Raw genomic sequence first — 16,973 nt, 5'->3', positions numbered from 1 at the left:
CCGACTAAGGGATAAATATCATGCAAAATATCATTGAACAATTTAAAAATGCCATGCTGGATAACTTCATTAATCCACCTGAAACCGTTATTGGTGACGGTCAACTACACCGCTTCAAAATAGAGGGAAAACTTAACGGCGCGTATGTCCTGCACACGGATGGACGCGCCGCTGGTTATTTTGAGGACTTCAAACAAGGTATAAAAATTCGCTGGAAACTGGCCGGTGATTTTAAACCGTTAACCGATGCCGAAAAAAAAGCCTTTGCAATCGAGCGCCAACGCCAAAGCGAGCAACGCAAGATAGAAGAAAAAACCCGCCATGATAAAGCAACCCAAAAGGCCGCGCATATTTGGAACAAAGCAACACCGGCCATCAATCATCCGTACCTCACTAAAAAGGCTGTGCAACCGTATACAACGCGCATTTATAAAGGCGCGTTAGTTGTGCCGCTCTATGCCGAAAACAGCGAGTTAGTCAGCTTACAGTTTATTGCTGATGATGGTAGTAAACGCATGATGAAAGGCGGCAAAGCACAGGGCTCATGCTGTTATATTGGTAACGTTACCAAAATAGCCAACGATAGCATCCTTTTGATTTGTGAAGGTTGGGCCACGGGTGCCAGTCTGTATGAAACGACCGGCTATTTTACGGTTGTAGCTTTTAGCTCAGGCAATCTAACCGCCGTTGCTGGTCATATTCGCAAGCAATACCCGGATAATGAAATCATTGTTTGTGGGGATAATGACGAAAGCGGAGTAGGACAGCAAGCCGCAATTAACGCGGCTTTAGCAATTAATGGCAGTTATGTTGTGCCGCCTGATATTGGAGATTTTAACGATTACAGCTTGTCTTTGCAGGGGGGGTCTGATGACTCAGAATAAACCGCCGGTATTGGCAATCGTTGGCAAAGCCAAAAAACCCGCAATCAAGACCGGAGGCGGTGGAACTGGGAGCGGATCGGGAGCCAGTAAAGTCGAGAAGTTTGGCGATTACTCTGTTAAACACGGGGCTTTTCATCAAGTCAAAGCCGTTAGAGCTGGTGGTGATGGGGATGGCTTTGTTGAATTTGCCTTGTGTAACTTTACTTGCAAGATTATTGAAGAAATCAACCAGGATGATGGGCTGGCCGATTCTACCTTTTTACGGGTGGAAGGTAGAAGAAACGATGGCTTGTCTTTGCCGGTGGTGGATGTGCCTGCAAAATCGTTTTATTCATCGTTGGGTAATTGGCCCAATGAGCATTGGGGCACTACGCCATTCATTTTCCCTGGGCCATCTAAAAAAGATAATCTCAGGGCAGCTATTCATCTGTACTCAAACATCAATGGCGATATTCCCCGTCGTACTGTTTACAGGTTTACCGGTTGGAAAAAGATCAATGATGTCTGGCATTATCTAACCGGATCGGGAGCGATTACCGCCGCTGGTTTGATAGGCGGTATTGAAGTTGATTTAGGTAACGGTCACATGAGCCGTTACCAGCTCCCCGCACCATTAGCAGGTGACGAGCTTAAGACAGCCGTTGCCAGTGCTTTGGCGTTCCTCACTATTTGCCCGAACAAGCCCTTTGTCGGTGTCGTCATGTTGGCAGCGGTAGCGCGTGCGCCGTTGGGAGAGTGTCAGCCTACCGACTTTGCAATCTGGCTGCATGGTTTGACAGGTTCCAGAAAATCAGCCGTTGCTGCAATTGCTCAAGCCTTTTTTGGCAACTTTACCGCGCGTAACTTTCCGTCTAATTGGTCGGACTCTGTGAACGACTGCGAAATGAAATCACACCAAGTTAAAGATGGAATTTTTACGGTTGACGACTTTAAGCCCTCAGTTAGTCCGGCAGAAGCCAGTAAATTACATGCAATGGCTGAACGCCTGATTAGAAACACCGGCAACCAAGCAGGACGGGGCCGCCGTGATTCCAACATGATGGCTAAGGCCGCACCCTACAACCGGTCAATGATGTTAATAACCGCCGAAGATTTGCCGCGTGGTCAATCATTGTTAGGCCGTTTGTTAATTTTGGAGTTATCCCGCGCCGATGTTGATAACACGGTATTGACCCAATTACAGCAAGCCGCCAAAGATGGGTTATTCATGGGCTTAATGTCGGCTTATCTGCAATGGTTAGCACCGCGCCTGGATCAATTTAAAACTGATTTTCCCAAGATGGTCGAGCAATACCGCAACGTCGCCATTCGTAATGGCATAGCCACATCACACCCACGCGCCCCTGAAATTTACGCGAATCTGGCCGCCGCCGCTGAAACCTTTACTTATTTTCTGCAAGATATTAATGCCATGAATGTAGATGAAACCAGCGTGTTATTGGGTGATGTAGAGAGCCATTTACAGCAGGCTTTCAGCGAACAAGGCGCGTATCAAAACGAACAAGACGAATCAGAGCGTTTCTTACAACTGTTACGCGCCGCTTTCAGTAGTGGTAATGCGCACATTGCCGGACACCTTAAGCAAGACCCACCGGAATCACACCCCTTTGCTTGGGGCTGGCGGGATATGGGTAAGAATCTTATGGGAGATAGCACTTATGGGCCGATGGGTGATTGTGTTGGCTGGTATCGAGAGGCAAGCGGCAATGATGCCGCTGAGGTATGGCTAACACAAGACACTGTATTTAAGATTGTTCAGCAATTCGCACGTAGTCAAGGCGATGCTTTCTTGATAAGCCCATCTAGCCTATGGCGGCGGTTGCTTGAAAAAGGCCACATTCTTAAGCCTGAAAAAGACTTAAAAACCGGCAAATCCCGAACAACCATTCAACGCACGGTTGCCGGTGTAAGTAAGCGCGTAATGATTTTGTCAGCGGCTTTGATCGAATCAGAAGCATAAACAGTAAATAATTTTAAAGGATACAAGTAATGATACCTAAACAATCAAATTTAACCATGAGCCGTGATGATGGCTTTATTATCAACCGCATGAAAAAAGTAGGAGTCTGGAAGAAAATGCAGGAGATGAGTAACCCCAAAAAAACAGCGTCTATTATCCTGGGGGATGAGTTATTTATCTGGCATGGCAACGAGGGCGACTCTGGATATACTTTTTTTAAGTGCGCTAACCCTTTCGAATTATTAATAATAGCCGCCAAGGTTTCCAGCAGCCAAAGAGCACCGAGTAACCCTACCAAGCATTAAAAACCAGTCAAATAATTGGGTGATAGGGTGTTATAGCCTTATCACCCGTACCCTTTATGGTTGCGCCAATAGGTAGTTGATGCAATCGCCTTATGTAATTCTGATTATATTTTCCATCAATCAAGCGCCGATTTTTATTAACAGCCTGCCCCTGATAACAAAAATATAAAGGGGGGTTATATATATTTTCTGGGGAGTTTGGGGAGATAGGGCTATAGCCCTTATATAGTATGGTTTTCTTGCTCCCCAAAAGTATTTTAATTGTGGGGAGATTCCCCAAAAAAGTGGGGAGCAAGAACGAGATTGAAAACCTATTAAAACCTATTATTCAGCCTAATAAATCGCATAAAAGGCCCATCTCCCCATTTTATTCTGGGGAGTTCCCCAGAATTTAGACCGGCATGGGGAGGCTGTAAGCCACACCACGCATGGGCTAAGCCCCTTGCTCCCCAGATTCCCCAGAACTGACACATAGGGTAGGGCTAGAATATGTTTTTATAAGTTTAAAGAAGTGAACAGAAGCAGATAAAAACCAACGTAAATACGTCATTCTTTTCAGTATAATTTGATGGGCCATTGGGGGGCGTATAAATCTCTATACTGAAAGCCTACCCTTTGCCCGGCATAGCTAAATTTACAATACGCTTGTTTTTGAAAATACAAAAAGCCACAAGTAGATATGGTAAATCGGTATTGATGTGGTGGGGCTATATAATCTCTAAATAGGGCATATAGCCCTTTGCCCGCACAAGGGTTATTTTTACGCATGAGGTTTTGAATAGAAAAAACCCAACAGGATCAGGCTGCATACAGAGCACAATTACCCCGCTACTTATGGCGCGTTCTGTATAGGCACGGGCTCAAGAGGTAATCAGTACCGGCCATTGGTTCCCTTCTGAATCAACATTCAATCAGCATAGGCCATTGGTTCCCTTCTGAATCAACATTCAATCAGCATAGGCCATTGGTTCCCTTCTGAATCAACATTCAATCAGCACCGGCCATTGGCTCCCGTCTGGATCGTCATTCAATCAGCACCGGCCATTGGCTCCCATCTGGATCGTCATTCAATCAGCACCGGCCATTGGCTCCCATCTGGTCAACATTCAATCAGCACCGGCCATTGGCTCCCATCTGGTCAACATTCAATCAGCACCGGCCATTGGCTCCCATCTGGATCGTCATTCAATCAGCACGGGCCATTGGCTCCCGTCCGGTCAACATTCAATCAGCACCGGACATTGGTTCCCATCTGGATCGTCATTCAATCAGCACGGGCCATTGGTTCCCGTCCGGTCAACATTCAATCAGCACGGGCCATTGGTTCCCATCTGGATCGTCATTCAATCAGCACGGGCCATTGGTTCCCATCTGAATCAAGCCGCACAGTTACCGCCAAATAATTACATTCCAGAATATTAATACCTGGTATCAACAACCAACTGGATCAGGCTGCACACAGAACACAATTACCCCGCTACTCATGGCGTAATAAAGAAAGGTACGGGATTATTATTTTTAATGGCTACCGATTCATCACAGCACGGCTTTACCGGCCATTGGCTCCCATCTGGATCGTCTAAAAATCTAAAAGAAATCACAATGACAGGTAACAACGTGGCTCTTGAGTCACTGGGTAAACAATGCCGCAACGCTTGCGACTAATTATGTAATACTTTATTTAACATAACGCCCATTATGCGAAGTAATTAACGTATTACATAAATAACTTGACTTCTTGAAAGGCTTGGTATGTATGGCCTGTAGCCTGTTTTTGATTATCACATATAAAGTTGACAGTCATCTTTATTTATGTAGTACAATATTAATAAATGTCATCCGCAATGCTTGCGGTGACTGATAATATCGTCATAAATTACTTTGATAGGTGATCAACTATGGAACAACCGAAGAAAACACGCGCTAAAGGTGCTGGGCGCAAACCTTTACAGCCAGAAGATAGAGCCAAAGTTACCTCTTTGCGCCTTACTGAGGCGCAGCTCACAAGGTTCATTGAGTTGGGTGGTATTGACTGGTTAAGACATCAGCTCAATAAGCAACAAGATTAGTCATAATCAGCTATGGATAACTCATAACCATCAATCACCCAATGGATCAGGATACACACAGACGAAATTACCCCGCTACTTATGGCGCGTTCTGTATAGGCACGGGCTCAAGAGGTAATCAGTACCGGCCATTGGTTCTCGTCTGGATCATCATGCAGTCAGCACGGGCCATTGGCTCCCATCTGGATCGTCATTCAAGGTTACGGCCAAATAATTACATTCCAGAATATTAATACCTGGTATCAACAACCAACTGGATCAAGATGCACACAGAACACAATTACCCCGCTACTCATGGCGTAATAAAGAAAGGTACGGGATTATTATTTTTAGTGGCTACCGATTCATCACAGCACAGCTTTACCTGTTTTTGGCTCCCTTCTTATTTATCTGGAAGCCTGGTAGGTATTGCCGCTAAAAAACAAGATACTGGCAAAAAAAAACGAGTCACGAATCATTTATGCAGTAACATTTACAGTAACTCATAATCTGAAAATCACTAAAACCCTTTAATAATAAGGCATACAGGGCAATATTCGGTTGTCCCCGCCCCACCATATAACTCATTGATTTATATATAATTTAGATTTATAAATTAACGATTGGCGGTAAAGTGGCGGTTCAACTTTTTCAGAGCCACCACTTTCTGTTCAAATATTGCAAACATTCGATTGCATTTAAAAAGTAAAAAAACCACCAAAACCCCACTAATTAAGGTTCCTTCAGGAATCATAGACGCACTAAGTTTGTGCGCTCGATATTTCAATACACAAAAAAATCATCAGTGTTCCCATATTTTCGCCTATCCAGCAACTCATCGAGCCATGAGTGCGCACATAAGACCGAACCAAGACATCCCAGTGATTATTGCATTTTGAACGGCTCGAATGGCATATGAGCTGATACGGACTATTCTTGCTTGAAACAATAATGGGTTAACAAAGCCGCCATTTTCTGTCATTTTTTCAAGAGCTTTGGTATATTTTTTATCCGATGGATGGAATGCGTGTTGGCTTTTGTATTTTTGAAATTTCTTCACAAACGCGCATTAAGTTATAAGTCATGGCCGTGGGACGCATTTGATTGCTGAGTGACTTTATCGAAGAAGACCAGGCCTTTTTTTCTTTCAGGTTACTCTTGCTGTTATTGTAGGCTTTTTGAATCGTCCAACACTTGTAGTACAGGATAGCGATGATGCCAGGGCTCATTAATTTTGGTAAAGTTGTTACAAAGCGGTACTGTTTTTGTGTTTCGGGGTCACGGTAATGTACGACATTAAATTTTACCCCTTGGTTTTCATAAATACTGTAGCCTTCAATACCTGTGTTGATAGGATTACTGCCATCAATGGCAATCGATTCTACCCATGTTGCCACTGAATTTTCTTTTAAAACGGATATCATGTAATTTTGATGGCCTTTCTGTTTTGTCCACCAAGGAAAGTTTGTAACAGCCTTGTCATACGCATAGAGGTTTTTTTCTGGCCGGCGACTGTGACTATTTTGATGGTCAATAAAATGTCCGTCAGCGGTTTCTACTGCATACTCATCAAGCTCAGAAAATGATTTTAGGTAATCAATGCCATAGAAGGTTAAATGTTCACAGTGGATTTTATAGCTTTGCCGTTCGATTGCTTCAAGCATGCTGGCGCGTCTTGAAGACTTAAGTGATTTAAAGTAGGTCGAGTGAGACAGGAGTTCACCATGAATCTCTTCCGTTGCCTGTAAAAAATGGAAGGTAACAAAATCGAACGAGCGACGAAACCATCTTGAAAAGGTTTTTTCATTCAGAGAACTATAACGGCCAAGGTTTCTAAAATTCATCCGTCCCGGCAGATACGTCAGGGTTGTTAGCAAGATGGACATAAATTTACGCTGCGGTTTTTCTACGCTGGACATTTGCTGCAGAATGAGTTCTGTTAAGTGCATGGAAGCCTTTGGCGTGTTGGGCTGTTATCGTCGTTGACTACCTCTTCGCATGCTGGAGGCTTCCAGACTATTTTTAATCAAATCAAATCAAAGCTGTCCGAAGTATTGACAGGAAGAAAACATGAAAATAAATAACATGAAACTTAACAATTTTGGACTGGCTATTATTTTAACAATTTGTTCATTTGGCGCTTATGTCGAAGAGAGCCACATCACCGAAGCGCTTAAACACGCCCAAGCGGCAGTAACGCATCTTAAAGCTGTTCAATAAAAATTGGCTGGTTTGGTAGCGAAAAATGCTTGAATCTAAACTATAGATTTTCAGGAATAAAATTTTAAGAAAATCTATAGTTAAAAAGACATGTCGCAATTAATAATTGCCGACAAAATCCATTTTACCGATCTCCAGTCCGTTATGTCTTAAAATGGTGTAAGCCACTGTCATATGAAAATAGAAATTGGGGAAAACAAAATTAAACAGGTAATTCTGGCCTAAAAATTCAGTGGCTTTGTCGTGTAACTTTAAGGTGACGGTTCGTGTTTCACTGCCGTTAATTTGCTCGGCACTGACACTTTGCAAAAAAGCGATGGTTTTGGCAATACGGGTTTGTAGTTCTGGAAAAGTTATTTCAGTATCCTCATAACTGGGTATTTCAATACCGGCAAGTCTTGCAGCGCAAGCTTTTACTACATCGGTGGCAATTTGTATTTGTCGATTAAGCGGATACATATCAGGTGCCAAACGTGCTTCAATAAACACAGACGGATCGATTTTCTTCGCCTCGGCATGGACGACGGCTTTATCCAATATCAATGATAAATTTTCCAGCATACGTATAAAAACAGGGATAGAGGCTTGGTAAATGGTCATTGGCATACAATTACTCCGGTAAATAGCGGGTTTACTTAAATTTTTTTCCAGCTATGACTATAGCACAAGAAAACTATCAAGTTGTTGTAAGGTGACGGCTTGCTCTGCAGCTAACGCCTTATCTTGAGCGGTGTTATAACCCCATAATGCAAAGATCAATTTAACGCTTGCCAGCTCATTGTTATTTAAAACATTCAACAGCGTTGGCCACCGATCTTCCATAAAATAAATGGTTTTGTTTGGATGGGTTTCCAACAGTCCGGATAACACTTCCATTTTATTCATGTTGCGATCCAGGCCAAAAATACATTCATCCGCCAGCTCAATGGTGTTGGCTTTTAGGATCTGTTTAACAAAACGTTCTTGTTTGGTTGTGATCACATACCAGGGATATTGTTGGCCAATTTCACGCAGCTTTTGGGCAACACCATCAAACAACGGATTCATATTGACCCAGCCGGTTAAATCGTCGGCAATCCAGGCATCACGGGTTTCCCCAAACAGTTTTTTTAGCTCATCAGTGGAGATTTTTGCCTCTGTTAACAGCGCATGTATCTTGTTGCCATAGTCGCTATATATCGCCTCTACAGGCTCTTGCAGATAAAGCAGACGCATTGCCAATATGGCTTCATAACCCGTTTCTATAATCGGTCTGACTAGCCGGAATTGATCAATCATGGCTTGAGGTGCGGTCTTGGGCATATCGCCCCAAATGCTGCCAGCTGCTTTCCAGCCCGTTATTGCCGTTTCTACAGCGCTGTCACAGATTACGCCATCAAAATCCAGCGCATAAATAATTGAATTGTTCATAGTGGTATATATTAAAGGGGAGGGGGCTATAGCATTGCTTGGTTGCCTTTGTTCCCAAGTTGGATTTATCCTTGTTCCCAAGCTCCAGCTTGGGAACAAGTAGAGTCTATGTGCTTACAATACCGTCAAATGCTCGCCGCTTTCGGTATGCACCAAATCACCGCTACGTTGCAAAACAAAATAGCCGCGCCGTAAAGCTTCTTCTTTGGCATCATCATTAATATGAAAAGCAGCTATAGCGCCATACTGTTTAAATGCCTGATAGATTGGAAACAGTTTTTTAAAATTTTTCATTTTACGATCCAGCTTATCCAGATCATTTTTATGGGCTTTGTATTTCACTTCAACAACGGCGATGACATCGCCATTAGTCATCACTAAATCATATTCTTCCTGAAGTTGACCGCGATGCTTTTCCATGTTTTTTACCACGTCATCAAAGTGGATCTTGCCCAAATGATTGTCTTTTATCAGGCTTTGGAAAAAGAATTCCTCGGCAACATCGCCCTGATTTTTACCGATATTACCCAGATTAATGCCGATGCGCTCAAGCTTTTCATCAGTACGCTTCAATTGTTCATCAGTACGTTTCATTTGTTCATCGGTACGTTTCATTTGTTCATCAGTACGTTTCATTTGTTCATCAGTACGCTTCATTTGTTCGTCAGTTGCCTTTTGCGCCTCATGTATATTTTTACTGTCAACAGCAAGACTGGCAACCAAGGCCTTCAATTCATCATCAGTCATTTTCTTCTCCACATACTCTTATACAATGCGCATGATTTTAACATGGTAAATCGATTACCCATTTACAATACTAACAAAAAGCAGAAAATTGCAGGCAGTAAATAGCCCGTTTATGGAATCTATCCTTGGGTATAATCACCTAAAAATCGATGAGGATTATATGACTGAACAAGATGAGCTGGAACTTGGGTACGAGGAAAGAGTGGTTAATTAATGCCATCTCGGCACCCGATTTGGCTGCTGTTTTCAATGATGACACCAGCCACTAAAATTTCCCTGGTACCCAAGCTCCAGCTTGGGTACCTCTACTCGACAAGCTCAAGCTTAATCAAGATCATGAAGCAGGAGCTTCACAAAGCGCGTTCCCAAGCCGAGAGCTTGGGAGCGAGGGATTAATCTCCCTGGTACCCAAGCTCCAGCTTGGGTACCTCTACTCGACAAGCTCAAGCTTAATCAAGATCATGAAGCAGGAGCTTCACAAAGCGCGTTCCCAAGCCGAGAGCTTGGGAACGAGGGATTAATCTCCCTGGTACCCAAGCTCCAGCTTGGGTACCTCTACTCGAAGCTCAAGCTTAATCAAGATTATGAAGCAAGAGCTTTACAAAGCTCGTTCCCAAGCCGAGAGCTTGCGAACGAGGGAACCAAATTTTAGCGATATTAAGCTAACTTTGGTTTGATTTTTCACATCCCTGCGCTCTGGATTCCGGCAATCCCTGCCGGAATGACGCTGCTTTTACTTGTGTAGATACCTATCCCCCGGATATTAATCTTTTCCAAATAAATCACGGCTATACACCTTGTCAATAACATCAAGGATATCATCGGTAATGCGATTAGCGACAATCACATCCGCTTCTTGTTTAAAAAGCGCCAGGTCATTAACCACTCTTGAGTTGAAGAAATCTTGCTCCTTAAGAGCCGGTTCATAAATAATCACTTCAATGCCCTTTGCCTTGATTCGTTTCATAATGCCCTGAATGCTTGAGGCACGAAAATTATCAGAGCCGGCTTTCATAATCAGGCGGTATATTCCTACCACCTTGGGGTTATATTTGATAATACTCGTTGCGACAAAATCTTTTCTGGTTGTGTTGGAATCGACAATAGCATTAATAAGGTTTTGCGGTACATCATTATAATTGGCCAACAATTGCTTGGTATCTTTAGGCAAACAATAACCACCATAGCCAAACGATGGATTGTTATAGTGATCACCAATTCTAGGATCAAGACTGACACCCTGGATAATATGCTTGGTATTTAAGCCATGGGTCGCGGCATAAGTATCAAGCTCATTAAAATAAGCAACACGCATAGCCAAATAAGTATTGGCAAACAACTTGATAGCTTCTGCTTCCGTTGAGTTGGTAAATAAAACCGCGATATTTTCTTTTACCGCACCTTGCTGTAATAATTTTGCAAACGTTTGTGCCCGTTCAGAAATCTCGCCGATGACAATACGTGAGGGATGCAAGTTGTCATAAAGCGCTCGACCTTCACGCAGAAATTCAGGTGAAAAAATCAAATTATCACAATTTAATTGTGCTTTTAACTTGTCAGTGTAACCGACAGGAACAGTCGATTTTATAATCATCACCGCAGTCGGGTTGATAGCCGTTACATCCTTAATAACCGCTTCAATTGATTGGGTATTAAAGTAGTTTGTTTCAGGATCATAATCCGTTGGTGTGGCGATAATGACATAATCAGCGCCCGTATAAGCTTCAAATTTATCCAGCGTAGCTTTAAGGTTAAGCGGCTTGTTGGTTAAATAATCTTCAAGCTCGACATCCTCAATGGGTGATTTTTTTTGGTTAAGCAGCGCAACTTTTTCAGCGATAATATCAATAGCGACGACTTCGTTATGTTGTGCCAGCAAAATGGCATTAGACAGCCCTACGTAACCGGTACCAGCAATAGCAATTTTCATAATGATTTATGGATTAAGTTTTGTTTTGCCTCGTTTCCTCTTCGTTCCTCGTTCCCAAGCTCCAGCTTGGGAACGAGGAACGAAGAGGAAACGAGAGATTATTCTGGTACACAAGCAGAAAGCTTGGGAACGAGAGAGCTGCTCTTGTTCCCAAGCTCCAGCTTGGGAACAAGAAATCAGTTTTTTTTCGTGGCTTTCGTGTTTTTCGTGGACAAAAATCACACCCTGCCCAGTATTTTACGACAATTAACCCTGACAACATCCCGCAAAAACAGCGCCAAAAATACCGGGTTGGTAGCGCAATAGCGTTTAATTAAACGCCGGTCTTGCAACATTCTGTATAACCACTCCAACCCTGATTTTTGCATCAATACCGGTGCCCGCTTTACATGGCCGGAATGAAAATCAAATGCTGCGCCGACGCCAATTTGTACCGGTGCTGTAACACGGTGTAAATGCTCGGCAATCCATTTTTCTTGCTTGGGTGCGCCAAGGCCTACCCATAAAAAGTCAGGTTGCTGCTCATTAATCAAGGCAACCAACTGGGTATCTTCCTCAATAGATAAGGGCCGAAAAGGCGGAGAATGCCAACCGACAATAGCCACCCCAGAGAAACGTGCCTGCATGGTACTGACCAAATCAGTTAACACCTCATCTTTACCACCCATAAAAAAATGTTTCCAGCCGTGCGTGCGGCCTTCGTCCAAACAGCGCAACATTAACTCAGGGCCACAAACACGTTCTTTAATAACGGCCCCATGCACGGCTTTGGCATACCAAACCAACGGCAAACCATCCATGGTCATTAACGATTGCTGGTTAATGTCCCTTAACGCGGTATCAGTCAGGCTGGTAACCAGGGTATGCACATTGGCGATGCAGACTTGATGGGGTTCTTGCTTGGTTATCCAGTGTTTAAACAAGTTAAGCGTTGCCCGGTAATCAAGCACCGGAAAATTTAAGCCCAAAATAGCTACTGAGCCAGGGTTTTGTTCAGAAGATTTCTGCATTATTTGATTTATCAATAAAAAAGAAAGTAATTAGCGCGTTAATGTCAGCTTAAAATCCGAATAGCGTTTTTCATGGTCTTTTAATAATCAGGAGTTACAGTATAGTAGACAGTTGGAAAATACCAGCCAAAAATATTAATTACGATAATTTAATGTGTTCTTGAGTTAATCTTTGATAAGGTTCATGATTGCCATAAGTTTATAATTACAATAGCTAAAATAGAAAAATATATGAAAAATATCCCCGGAATTTATATCGCCGCCTGTTTGTGCTTTAGTGGCACCGCCATGGCAACTGATTTTTATGTTAATCCTAATGGCAATGATACCTGGACAGGTAATTTACAACAAGCCAATGCCGCACGCAGCAATGGCCCGTTTAAAACCCTGGAACGCGCTAAAGCGGCCATTAGAACCCTAAAGCAAACCAAACAATTTACTGATCAAGTCACCGTTAACATTGCCGGTGGCCTTTATTACTTAAATAACCCGCTGACTTTTAACTTGATCGATTCCGGAATGCCGGGCAAAGAAATACTTTGGCAAGGTCAGCCGGGTGCAAAAGTAACCATCAGTGGTGGCTTACCCATTACCTGTAAAAAACGCGACACTACCTTTTGGGATTGCCCGGTTACCACGCTGCCGGCCAGTACTGCCCATTATGATGCCCGTATCAAGGGTAATGGCCCAAAATTTGAATTATTTGTTAATGGTCAAAGGTTGGAAGTGGCGCGTTGGCCGGATAAAGATTGGGCGCACATTAAACTGCCGTTAGATCAAACTACCACATTTACAGTAATGGAGGCAATGCCACCCTTAACCGGCAATAACAGCAACGCCCAGGTACATATTCTTGCCGGTAATGACTGGTATGATCAATATCTTGGCATCAGTTCAATTGACGGCGTAAATAATGCCGTCAAATTATCGGCAGCAACGGTTTATCCTTTGGTCAGTGGCAGACGCTTTTATATCCAAAATCTGGCTTCGTTACTCAATGCGCCCGGCGAGTGGTTTTATGAGCCAACGACTAAAAAAGTCAGTTTTATTCCCCCCACTGGAATAACCCCTACTCTGGCTATTTTATCATCGCAGCCAAAAATTCTGATTGCCGATGGTATCAGTAACGTAACTTTTAAGAATATCAGTTTTCAACACAGCACGGGGTCAGCAATTACCGTAAAAAATTCCACCAATGTTGTGATGGATAATCTGGATGTCAACAACACTGGTGGTTTAGGCGTGGAAATAATCAATGGCCAAAGTGTGCAACTGATCAACAGTAAAATTCATGATATAGGAGCGACAGCAGTTACCGTTTCTGGTGGTGATACCAAGACCCTGAAAGCTTCCGGACATATCATTAATAATAATCATATTCATGATATGTCCAAAGTGGTAATGACCTACAGACCTGCTATTGAAATTAAAGGTGTCGGGGTTACCGTGACCCATAATTTATTGGAGCAGGGCGCACATAATGCCATTACCATTGCCGGTAATGATCATTTAATTGAAAAAAATGAAATTCATCATTTTTGTCTGCAAACTTCAGATTGTGGGTCTGTTTATACCGGACGTAACTGGTCCTGGCGGGGCAATATTATTCGTAATAATTACCTGCATGACATTATCGGCTACGGCATGACAAAACTGGATTTGGCAAACAACCAGGTTGTTTATGGAACGGGTGGTGCTCGCGGTGTTTATCTGGATGATGGTGCCAGTGGTTATGAGGTCAGTAGCAATATTTTTGAAAATGCCGGACAAATGGCACTACTAATAGGCGGTGGTCGAGATAATGTTATTGCTAATAATCTCTTTAGTACCAGTGAATTCGCTATTTTGCTGGATAATCGCTGGCCAACTTTTAATTGGAATGACATGCAGAGTCAACTGGATGCCTCTCCTTATAAAACCGCTATCTGGCAACAGAAATATCCGGGACTGGCTGTTCCAATGCACAATAAAACCTGGCCTGAAGGCAACCGCATAGAACGTAATATTATTATGACTACCAAGCCAAATGGCGCATCATTACGTTATATGGTACCCATAGATTCAACAGTTATTGCTGATAATCTCGTCTTGGCTACTAGTGGTAAACCTAAAATTGAGTATAAAATATCAGAATCGAACAAAGATTTGGGAACTGCTACTTGGGAGCAGTGGATAGCAGAAGGCATTGAAAAAAATAGCCTTGTGGCTGATCCTTGTGTGACCATTGCCAACAAGCAAATGACTACCTGTTCAGGTTCTCCGGTTGATAGCATTGGCTTTACACCGTTAGCAACCGATATAGGCTTGCTTCCGTAACAATCCTTGATATATCCGTATAACATCAGCCTATAGGATGGGCTGACGACAGGATGCCCATCCATAAATTAAATATATTTGATGCCCATCATAATCAATTGATGGGCATCGTTGCCTCAGCCCATCCTATATTGTTTAAATCAATTATTCACCCGTTTTAATATCAAAGTCACTTACCCATCCCCACGTTGAAGGATAAATGCCAAGTTTCACATAATGGTGAAAACTTGAATAACGCCAATCAACTACTCGCTTTGTTAAACCATGTTTAACGGGGTTGTTATGAATATAATCGATATGTTGATTAAAATCGTTCTCGTCGGTTATTAAATGCGCCCAAAATCGACGTTGCCATATACTTCGCTCATTTTTACGTTGCCGACTTGCTGAAATAAATTCACCTTTTTCTATAGCATGCGAAAAATGCGCTTTAATCAAGCTCCAACGTGTTGAATAATCAGAGTCTCCAACAGGAAGTGTCCAAATACAATGCAAATGATCCGGCATAATAACAACGGCATTGATGATAAAAGGGTGTTTCTGTTTGACATATCGAAAAGCTTGCCGCAATTGCTCAATTTTATCGATTAATAATTTATTATTGTTACGAGCGGCAAGATTAACGGTAAAAAACCAAGTCGCACCAGGGGTATAAATACGGCGATAGTTTGTCATATCATTAAATTAAATGATCCATAGGATGGGCTGACGCAGGATGCCCATCATAAATTAAACATATCAATCAATCAATCAATTGATGGGCATCGTTGCCTCAGCCCATCCTATGCTTTGTTAAATTAAATTAAATTAAATTAAATTAAATTAAATGAATTGATAAGCATCGCACCCTCAGCCCATCCTATATTTGAATAAAGCATCATTACCTCAAGCCATGGCATCCTGATAAATCGCCATTAACTCGGTATAATTTTGTTCGGCGGTGTATTTTTCAAGAAAAGTACGCCGGGCATTGTCGCCTAAGGTTTGCGCTTTTAACGGATTTGCCAATAGCCATTTTACCTTGCTGGCCAAATCCTCTGGATCGCCGGGTGTAAACAATAAACCGGTTTCGCCATCCTTGATAATATCGGCCATGCTGCCCAAATTGGAAGCCAATACCGGCAAACCATGCGCGAAAGCCTCAACCAATACTAACGGAAAGCCCTCATACCATTCGGAAGGCAATACCAAAAAAGCCGCTTGTTGCATTAACTCACCAATCTGCTTTGGGTCTTGTAAGCCTAAAGCTTCGATATTGTTTTTGCCGGGCAATAACTCGGCAAGCGGTCCGGCACCGGCGACCTTTAACACGGTTTTGTCAGCCATTGTCGACCAGGCTTTTAATAAGGTTTTAAGGCCTTTTTCTTCACTCAATCGGCCAACAAACAAGGCAAAAGCCGGTAGGCTGCAATCAATACCAGGCACTTCCTCCATAGGATCTGCAACAAAATTGGCTTTAACCAGGATTTTATCAGCCGGAAATCCTGCCTCAACAAACTTGCCCTTGGCAAAATTGGTTAAGGCAATAAAACGGCTAACCTTATGTTGCCAGGTGCCTTGCTGGCGATGCTGTGCCACCATATGCGCCACCACCAAACTACCGAGTTTTGAGCCCCGATAACAACCATACCAGGCCGCCTGATAAGGCGAACCGGTAATGCATTGCTCGCAAATTTTACCGTCCCGCATCAACATCGCACCAGGACAAATCAACCGATAATTATGCAATGTTTGCACCACCGGCACCCCGGCCTCCAGACAGGCATCATAAATGGACGGACTGATTTGCGGGAAAAAATTATGCACATGCACCACATCAGGTTTAAAGCATTGCAGTTTGTCCTTGGCAATCGCTTTGCTGGCAGATGAATAACTGGTGGTCAGCGCGGTTTTTACCTTACCGGTTAAACCGCCAGGCAAATCTTTATTATCAACACTCCACAATTCAACCTCATGGCCGTGGTCTGCCAGGAGCTTGGCTTCGGCGGCAACCACATTATCTTCGCCACCCGCTTGTTGATAATGGTTATGGATAAACAAAATTTTCATAAGATCACTTTAAAAAAAGGGGGCGAACAGGATATGTTGAGAAAAAATCTGGATCGCTCGCAAATGATGGGCATCTTTCGTCAGCCCATCCTAT

General features: G+C 43.0%; 13 protein-coding genes. 5 read left to right on the top strand and 8 right to left on the bottom strand.

Features of this window, described 5'->3' with window-relative positions:
- Positions 1-20: 20 nt before the first annotated feature.
- The 3 genes from KKZ03_RS20755 to KKZ03_RS20745 are packed head-to-tail and all read left to right on the top strand — an operon-like array spanning position 21 to position 3,149.
- Entirely contained in the window at positions 21-884 is an 864-nt protein-coding gene (locus KKZ03_RS20755; RefSeq protein ID WP_243218646.1) for a toprim domain-containing protein, read from the top strand.
- Entirely contained in the window at positions 871-2,844 is a 1,974-nt protein-coding gene (locus tag KKZ03_RS20750) for a cell wall-binding protein (protein WP_243218645.1), read from the top strand. Before KKZ03_RS20755 ends, KKZ03_RS20750 begins: the two co-directional genes overlap by 14 nt.
- Positions 2,845-2,873: 29 nt before the next feature.
- Positions 2,874-3,149 (top strand): hypothetical protein, encoded by a 276-nt coding sequence (locus KKZ03_RS20745; protein WP_243218644.1) that lies wholly within the window; start codon positions 2,874-2,876, stop codon positions 3,147-3,149.
- Between the two features lie 3,055 nt (positions 3,150-6,204).
- Here the strand turns inward: KKZ03_RS20745 and KKZ03_RS20740 are convergent.
- Complete coding sequence (locus KKZ03_RS20740; RefSeq protein WP_243218643.1) at positions 6,205-7,146, bottom strand: hypothetical protein; 942 nt, start codon at positions 7,144-7,146, stop codon at positions 6,205-6,207.
- A 121-nt stretch (positions 7,147-7,267) separates the two neighbouring features.
- On the opposite strand from KKZ03_RS20740, the gene KKZ03_RS20735 reads away from it, so the two are divergent.
- Complete coding sequence (locus KKZ03_RS20735; RefSeq protein WP_243218642.1) at positions 7,268-7,417, top strand: small metal-binding protein SmbP; 150 nt, start codon at positions 7,268-7,270, stop codon at positions 7,415-7,417.
- A gap of 99 nt (positions 7,418-7,516) precedes the next feature.
- On the opposite strand, the gene KKZ03_RS20730 is transcribed toward KKZ03_RS20735, so the two are convergent.
- From KKZ03_RS20730 to KKZ03_RS20710, 5 genes are all read right to left on the bottom strand, one after another.
- The gene (locus KKZ03_RS20730) at positions 7,517-8,023 is read right to left on the bottom strand and encodes a DUF1993 family protein (protein WP_243218641.1); all 507 of its coding nucleotides are present in this window, start codon (positions 8,021-8,023) and stop codon (positions 7,517-7,519) included.
- A 51-nt stretch (positions 8,024-8,074) separates the two neighbouring features.
- Positions 8,075-8,827 (bottom strand): HAD family hydrolase, encoded by a 753-nt coding sequence (locus KKZ03_RS20725; protein ID WP_243218640.1) that lies wholly within the window; start codon positions 8,825-8,827, stop codon positions 8,075-8,077.
- 114 nt (positions 8,828-8,941) lie between these two features.
- Positions 8,942-9,574: a hypothetical protein gene (locus tag KKZ03_RS20720; RefSeq protein ID WP_243218639.1), complete on the bottom strand. Its 633-nt coding sequence runs from the start codon at positions 9,572-9,574 to the stop codon at positions 8,942-8,944.
- Between the two features lie 763 nt (positions 9,575-10,337).
- Positions 10,338-11,504: a nucleotide sugar dehydrogenase gene (locus KKZ03_RS20715; RefSeq protein ID WP_243218638.1), complete on the bottom strand. Its 1,167-nt coding sequence runs from the start codon at positions 11,502-11,504 to the stop codon at positions 10,338-10,340.
- A gap of 218 nt (positions 11,505-11,722) precedes the next feature.
- Positions 11,723-12,514, bottom strand: coding sequence for a WecB/TagA/CpsF family glycosyltransferase (locus KKZ03_RS20710; RefSeq protein ID WP_243218637.1), 792 nt, complete (start codon positions 12,512-12,514; stop codon positions 11,723-11,725).
- 231 nt (positions 12,515-12,745) lie between these two features.
- Here KKZ03_RS20710 and KKZ03_RS20705 point away from each other — a divergent pair, with 231 nt between their 5' ends.
- A complete protein-coding gene (locus KKZ03_RS20705) occupies positions 12,746-14,830 on the top strand; it encodes a right-handed parallel beta-helix repeat-containing protein (RefSeq protein WP_243218636.1) in 2,085 nt (694 codons plus the stop codon).
- A gap of 144 nt (positions 14,831-14,974) precedes the next feature.
- Here KKZ03_RS20705 and KKZ03_RS20700 read toward each other — a convergent pair whose 3' ends face one another.
- On the bottom strand, positions 14,975-15,505 hold the full coding sequence (locus KKZ03_RS20700) for a transposase (protein WP_243218635.1): 531 nt from the start codon (positions 15,503-15,505) through the stop codon (positions 14,975-14,977).
- A 210-nt stretch (positions 15,506-15,715) separates the two neighbouring features.
- Positions 15,716-16,879: a glycosyltransferase family 4 protein gene (locus tag KKZ03_RS20695; protein ID WP_243218634.1), complete on the bottom strand. Its 1,164-nt coding sequence runs from the start codon at positions 16,877-16,879 to the stop codon at positions 15,716-15,718.
- Between the last annotated feature and the right edge of the window lie 94 nt (positions 16,880-16,973).

It is taken from the genome of Methylobacter sp. S3L5C (genome assembly GCF_022788635.1).
Classification (GTDB): Bacteria; Pseudomonadota; Gammaproteobacteria; order Methylococcales; family Methylomonadaceae; genus Methylobacter_C.
This window is presented reverse-complemented; position numbering and strand designations above follow the sequence as displayed.

Excerpts from the sequence above, each read along its gene's own strand:
- KKZ03_RS20740 (WP_243218643.1), bottom strand. The coding sequence starts at position 7,146 with ATGCACTTAACAGAACTCATTCTGCAGCAAATGTCCAGCGTAGAAAAA.
- KKZ03_RS20695 (WP_243218634.1), bottom strand. The coding sequence starts at position 16,879 with ATGAAAATTTTGTTTATCCATAACCATTATCAACAAGCGGGTGGCGAA.
- KKZ03_RS20730 (WP_243218641.1), bottom strand. The coding sequence starts at position 8,023 with ATGCCAATGACCATTTACCAAGCCTCTATCCCTGTTTTTATACGTATG.
- KKZ03_RS20700 (WP_243218635.1), bottom strand. The coding sequence starts at position 15,505 with ATGACAAACTATCGCCGTATTTATACCCCTGGTGCGACTTGGTTTTTT.
- KKZ03_RS20715 (WP_243218638.1), bottom strand. The coding sequence starts at position 11,504 with ATGAAAATTGCTATTGCTGGTACCGGTTACGTAGGGCTGTCTAATGCC.
- KKZ03_RS20705 (WP_243218636.1), top strand. The coding sequence starts at position 12,746 with ATGAAAAATATCCCCGGAATTTATATCGCCGCCTGTTTGTGCTTTAGT.
- KKZ03_RS20710 (WP_243218637.1), bottom strand. The coding sequence starts at position 12,514 with ATGCAGAAATCTTCTGAACAAAACCCTGGCTCAGTAGCTATTTTGGGC.
- KKZ03_RS20735 (WP_243218642.1), top strand. The coding sequence starts at position 7,268 with ATGAAAATAAATAACATGAAACTTAACAATTTTGGACTGGCTATTATT.
- KKZ03_RS20725 (WP_243218640.1), bottom strand. The coding sequence starts at position 8,827 with ATGAACAATTCAATTATTTATGCGCTGGATTTTGATGGCGTAATCTGT.
- KKZ03_RS20745 (WP_243218644.1), top strand. The coding sequence starts at position 2,874 with ATGATACCTAAACAATCAAATTTAACCATGAGCCGTGATGATGGCTTT.
- KKZ03_RS20755 (WP_243218646.1), top strand. The coding sequence starts at position 21 with ATGCAAAATATCATTGAACAATTTAAAAATGCCATGCTGGATAACTTC.
- KKZ03_RS20720 (WP_243218639.1), bottom strand. The coding sequence starts at position 9,574 with ATGACTGATGATGAATTGAAGGCCTTGGTTGCCAGTCTTGCTGTTGAC.
- KKZ03_RS20750 (WP_243218645.1), top strand. The coding sequence starts at position 871 with ATGACTCAGAATAAACCGCCGGTATTGGCAATCGTTGGCAAAGCCAAA.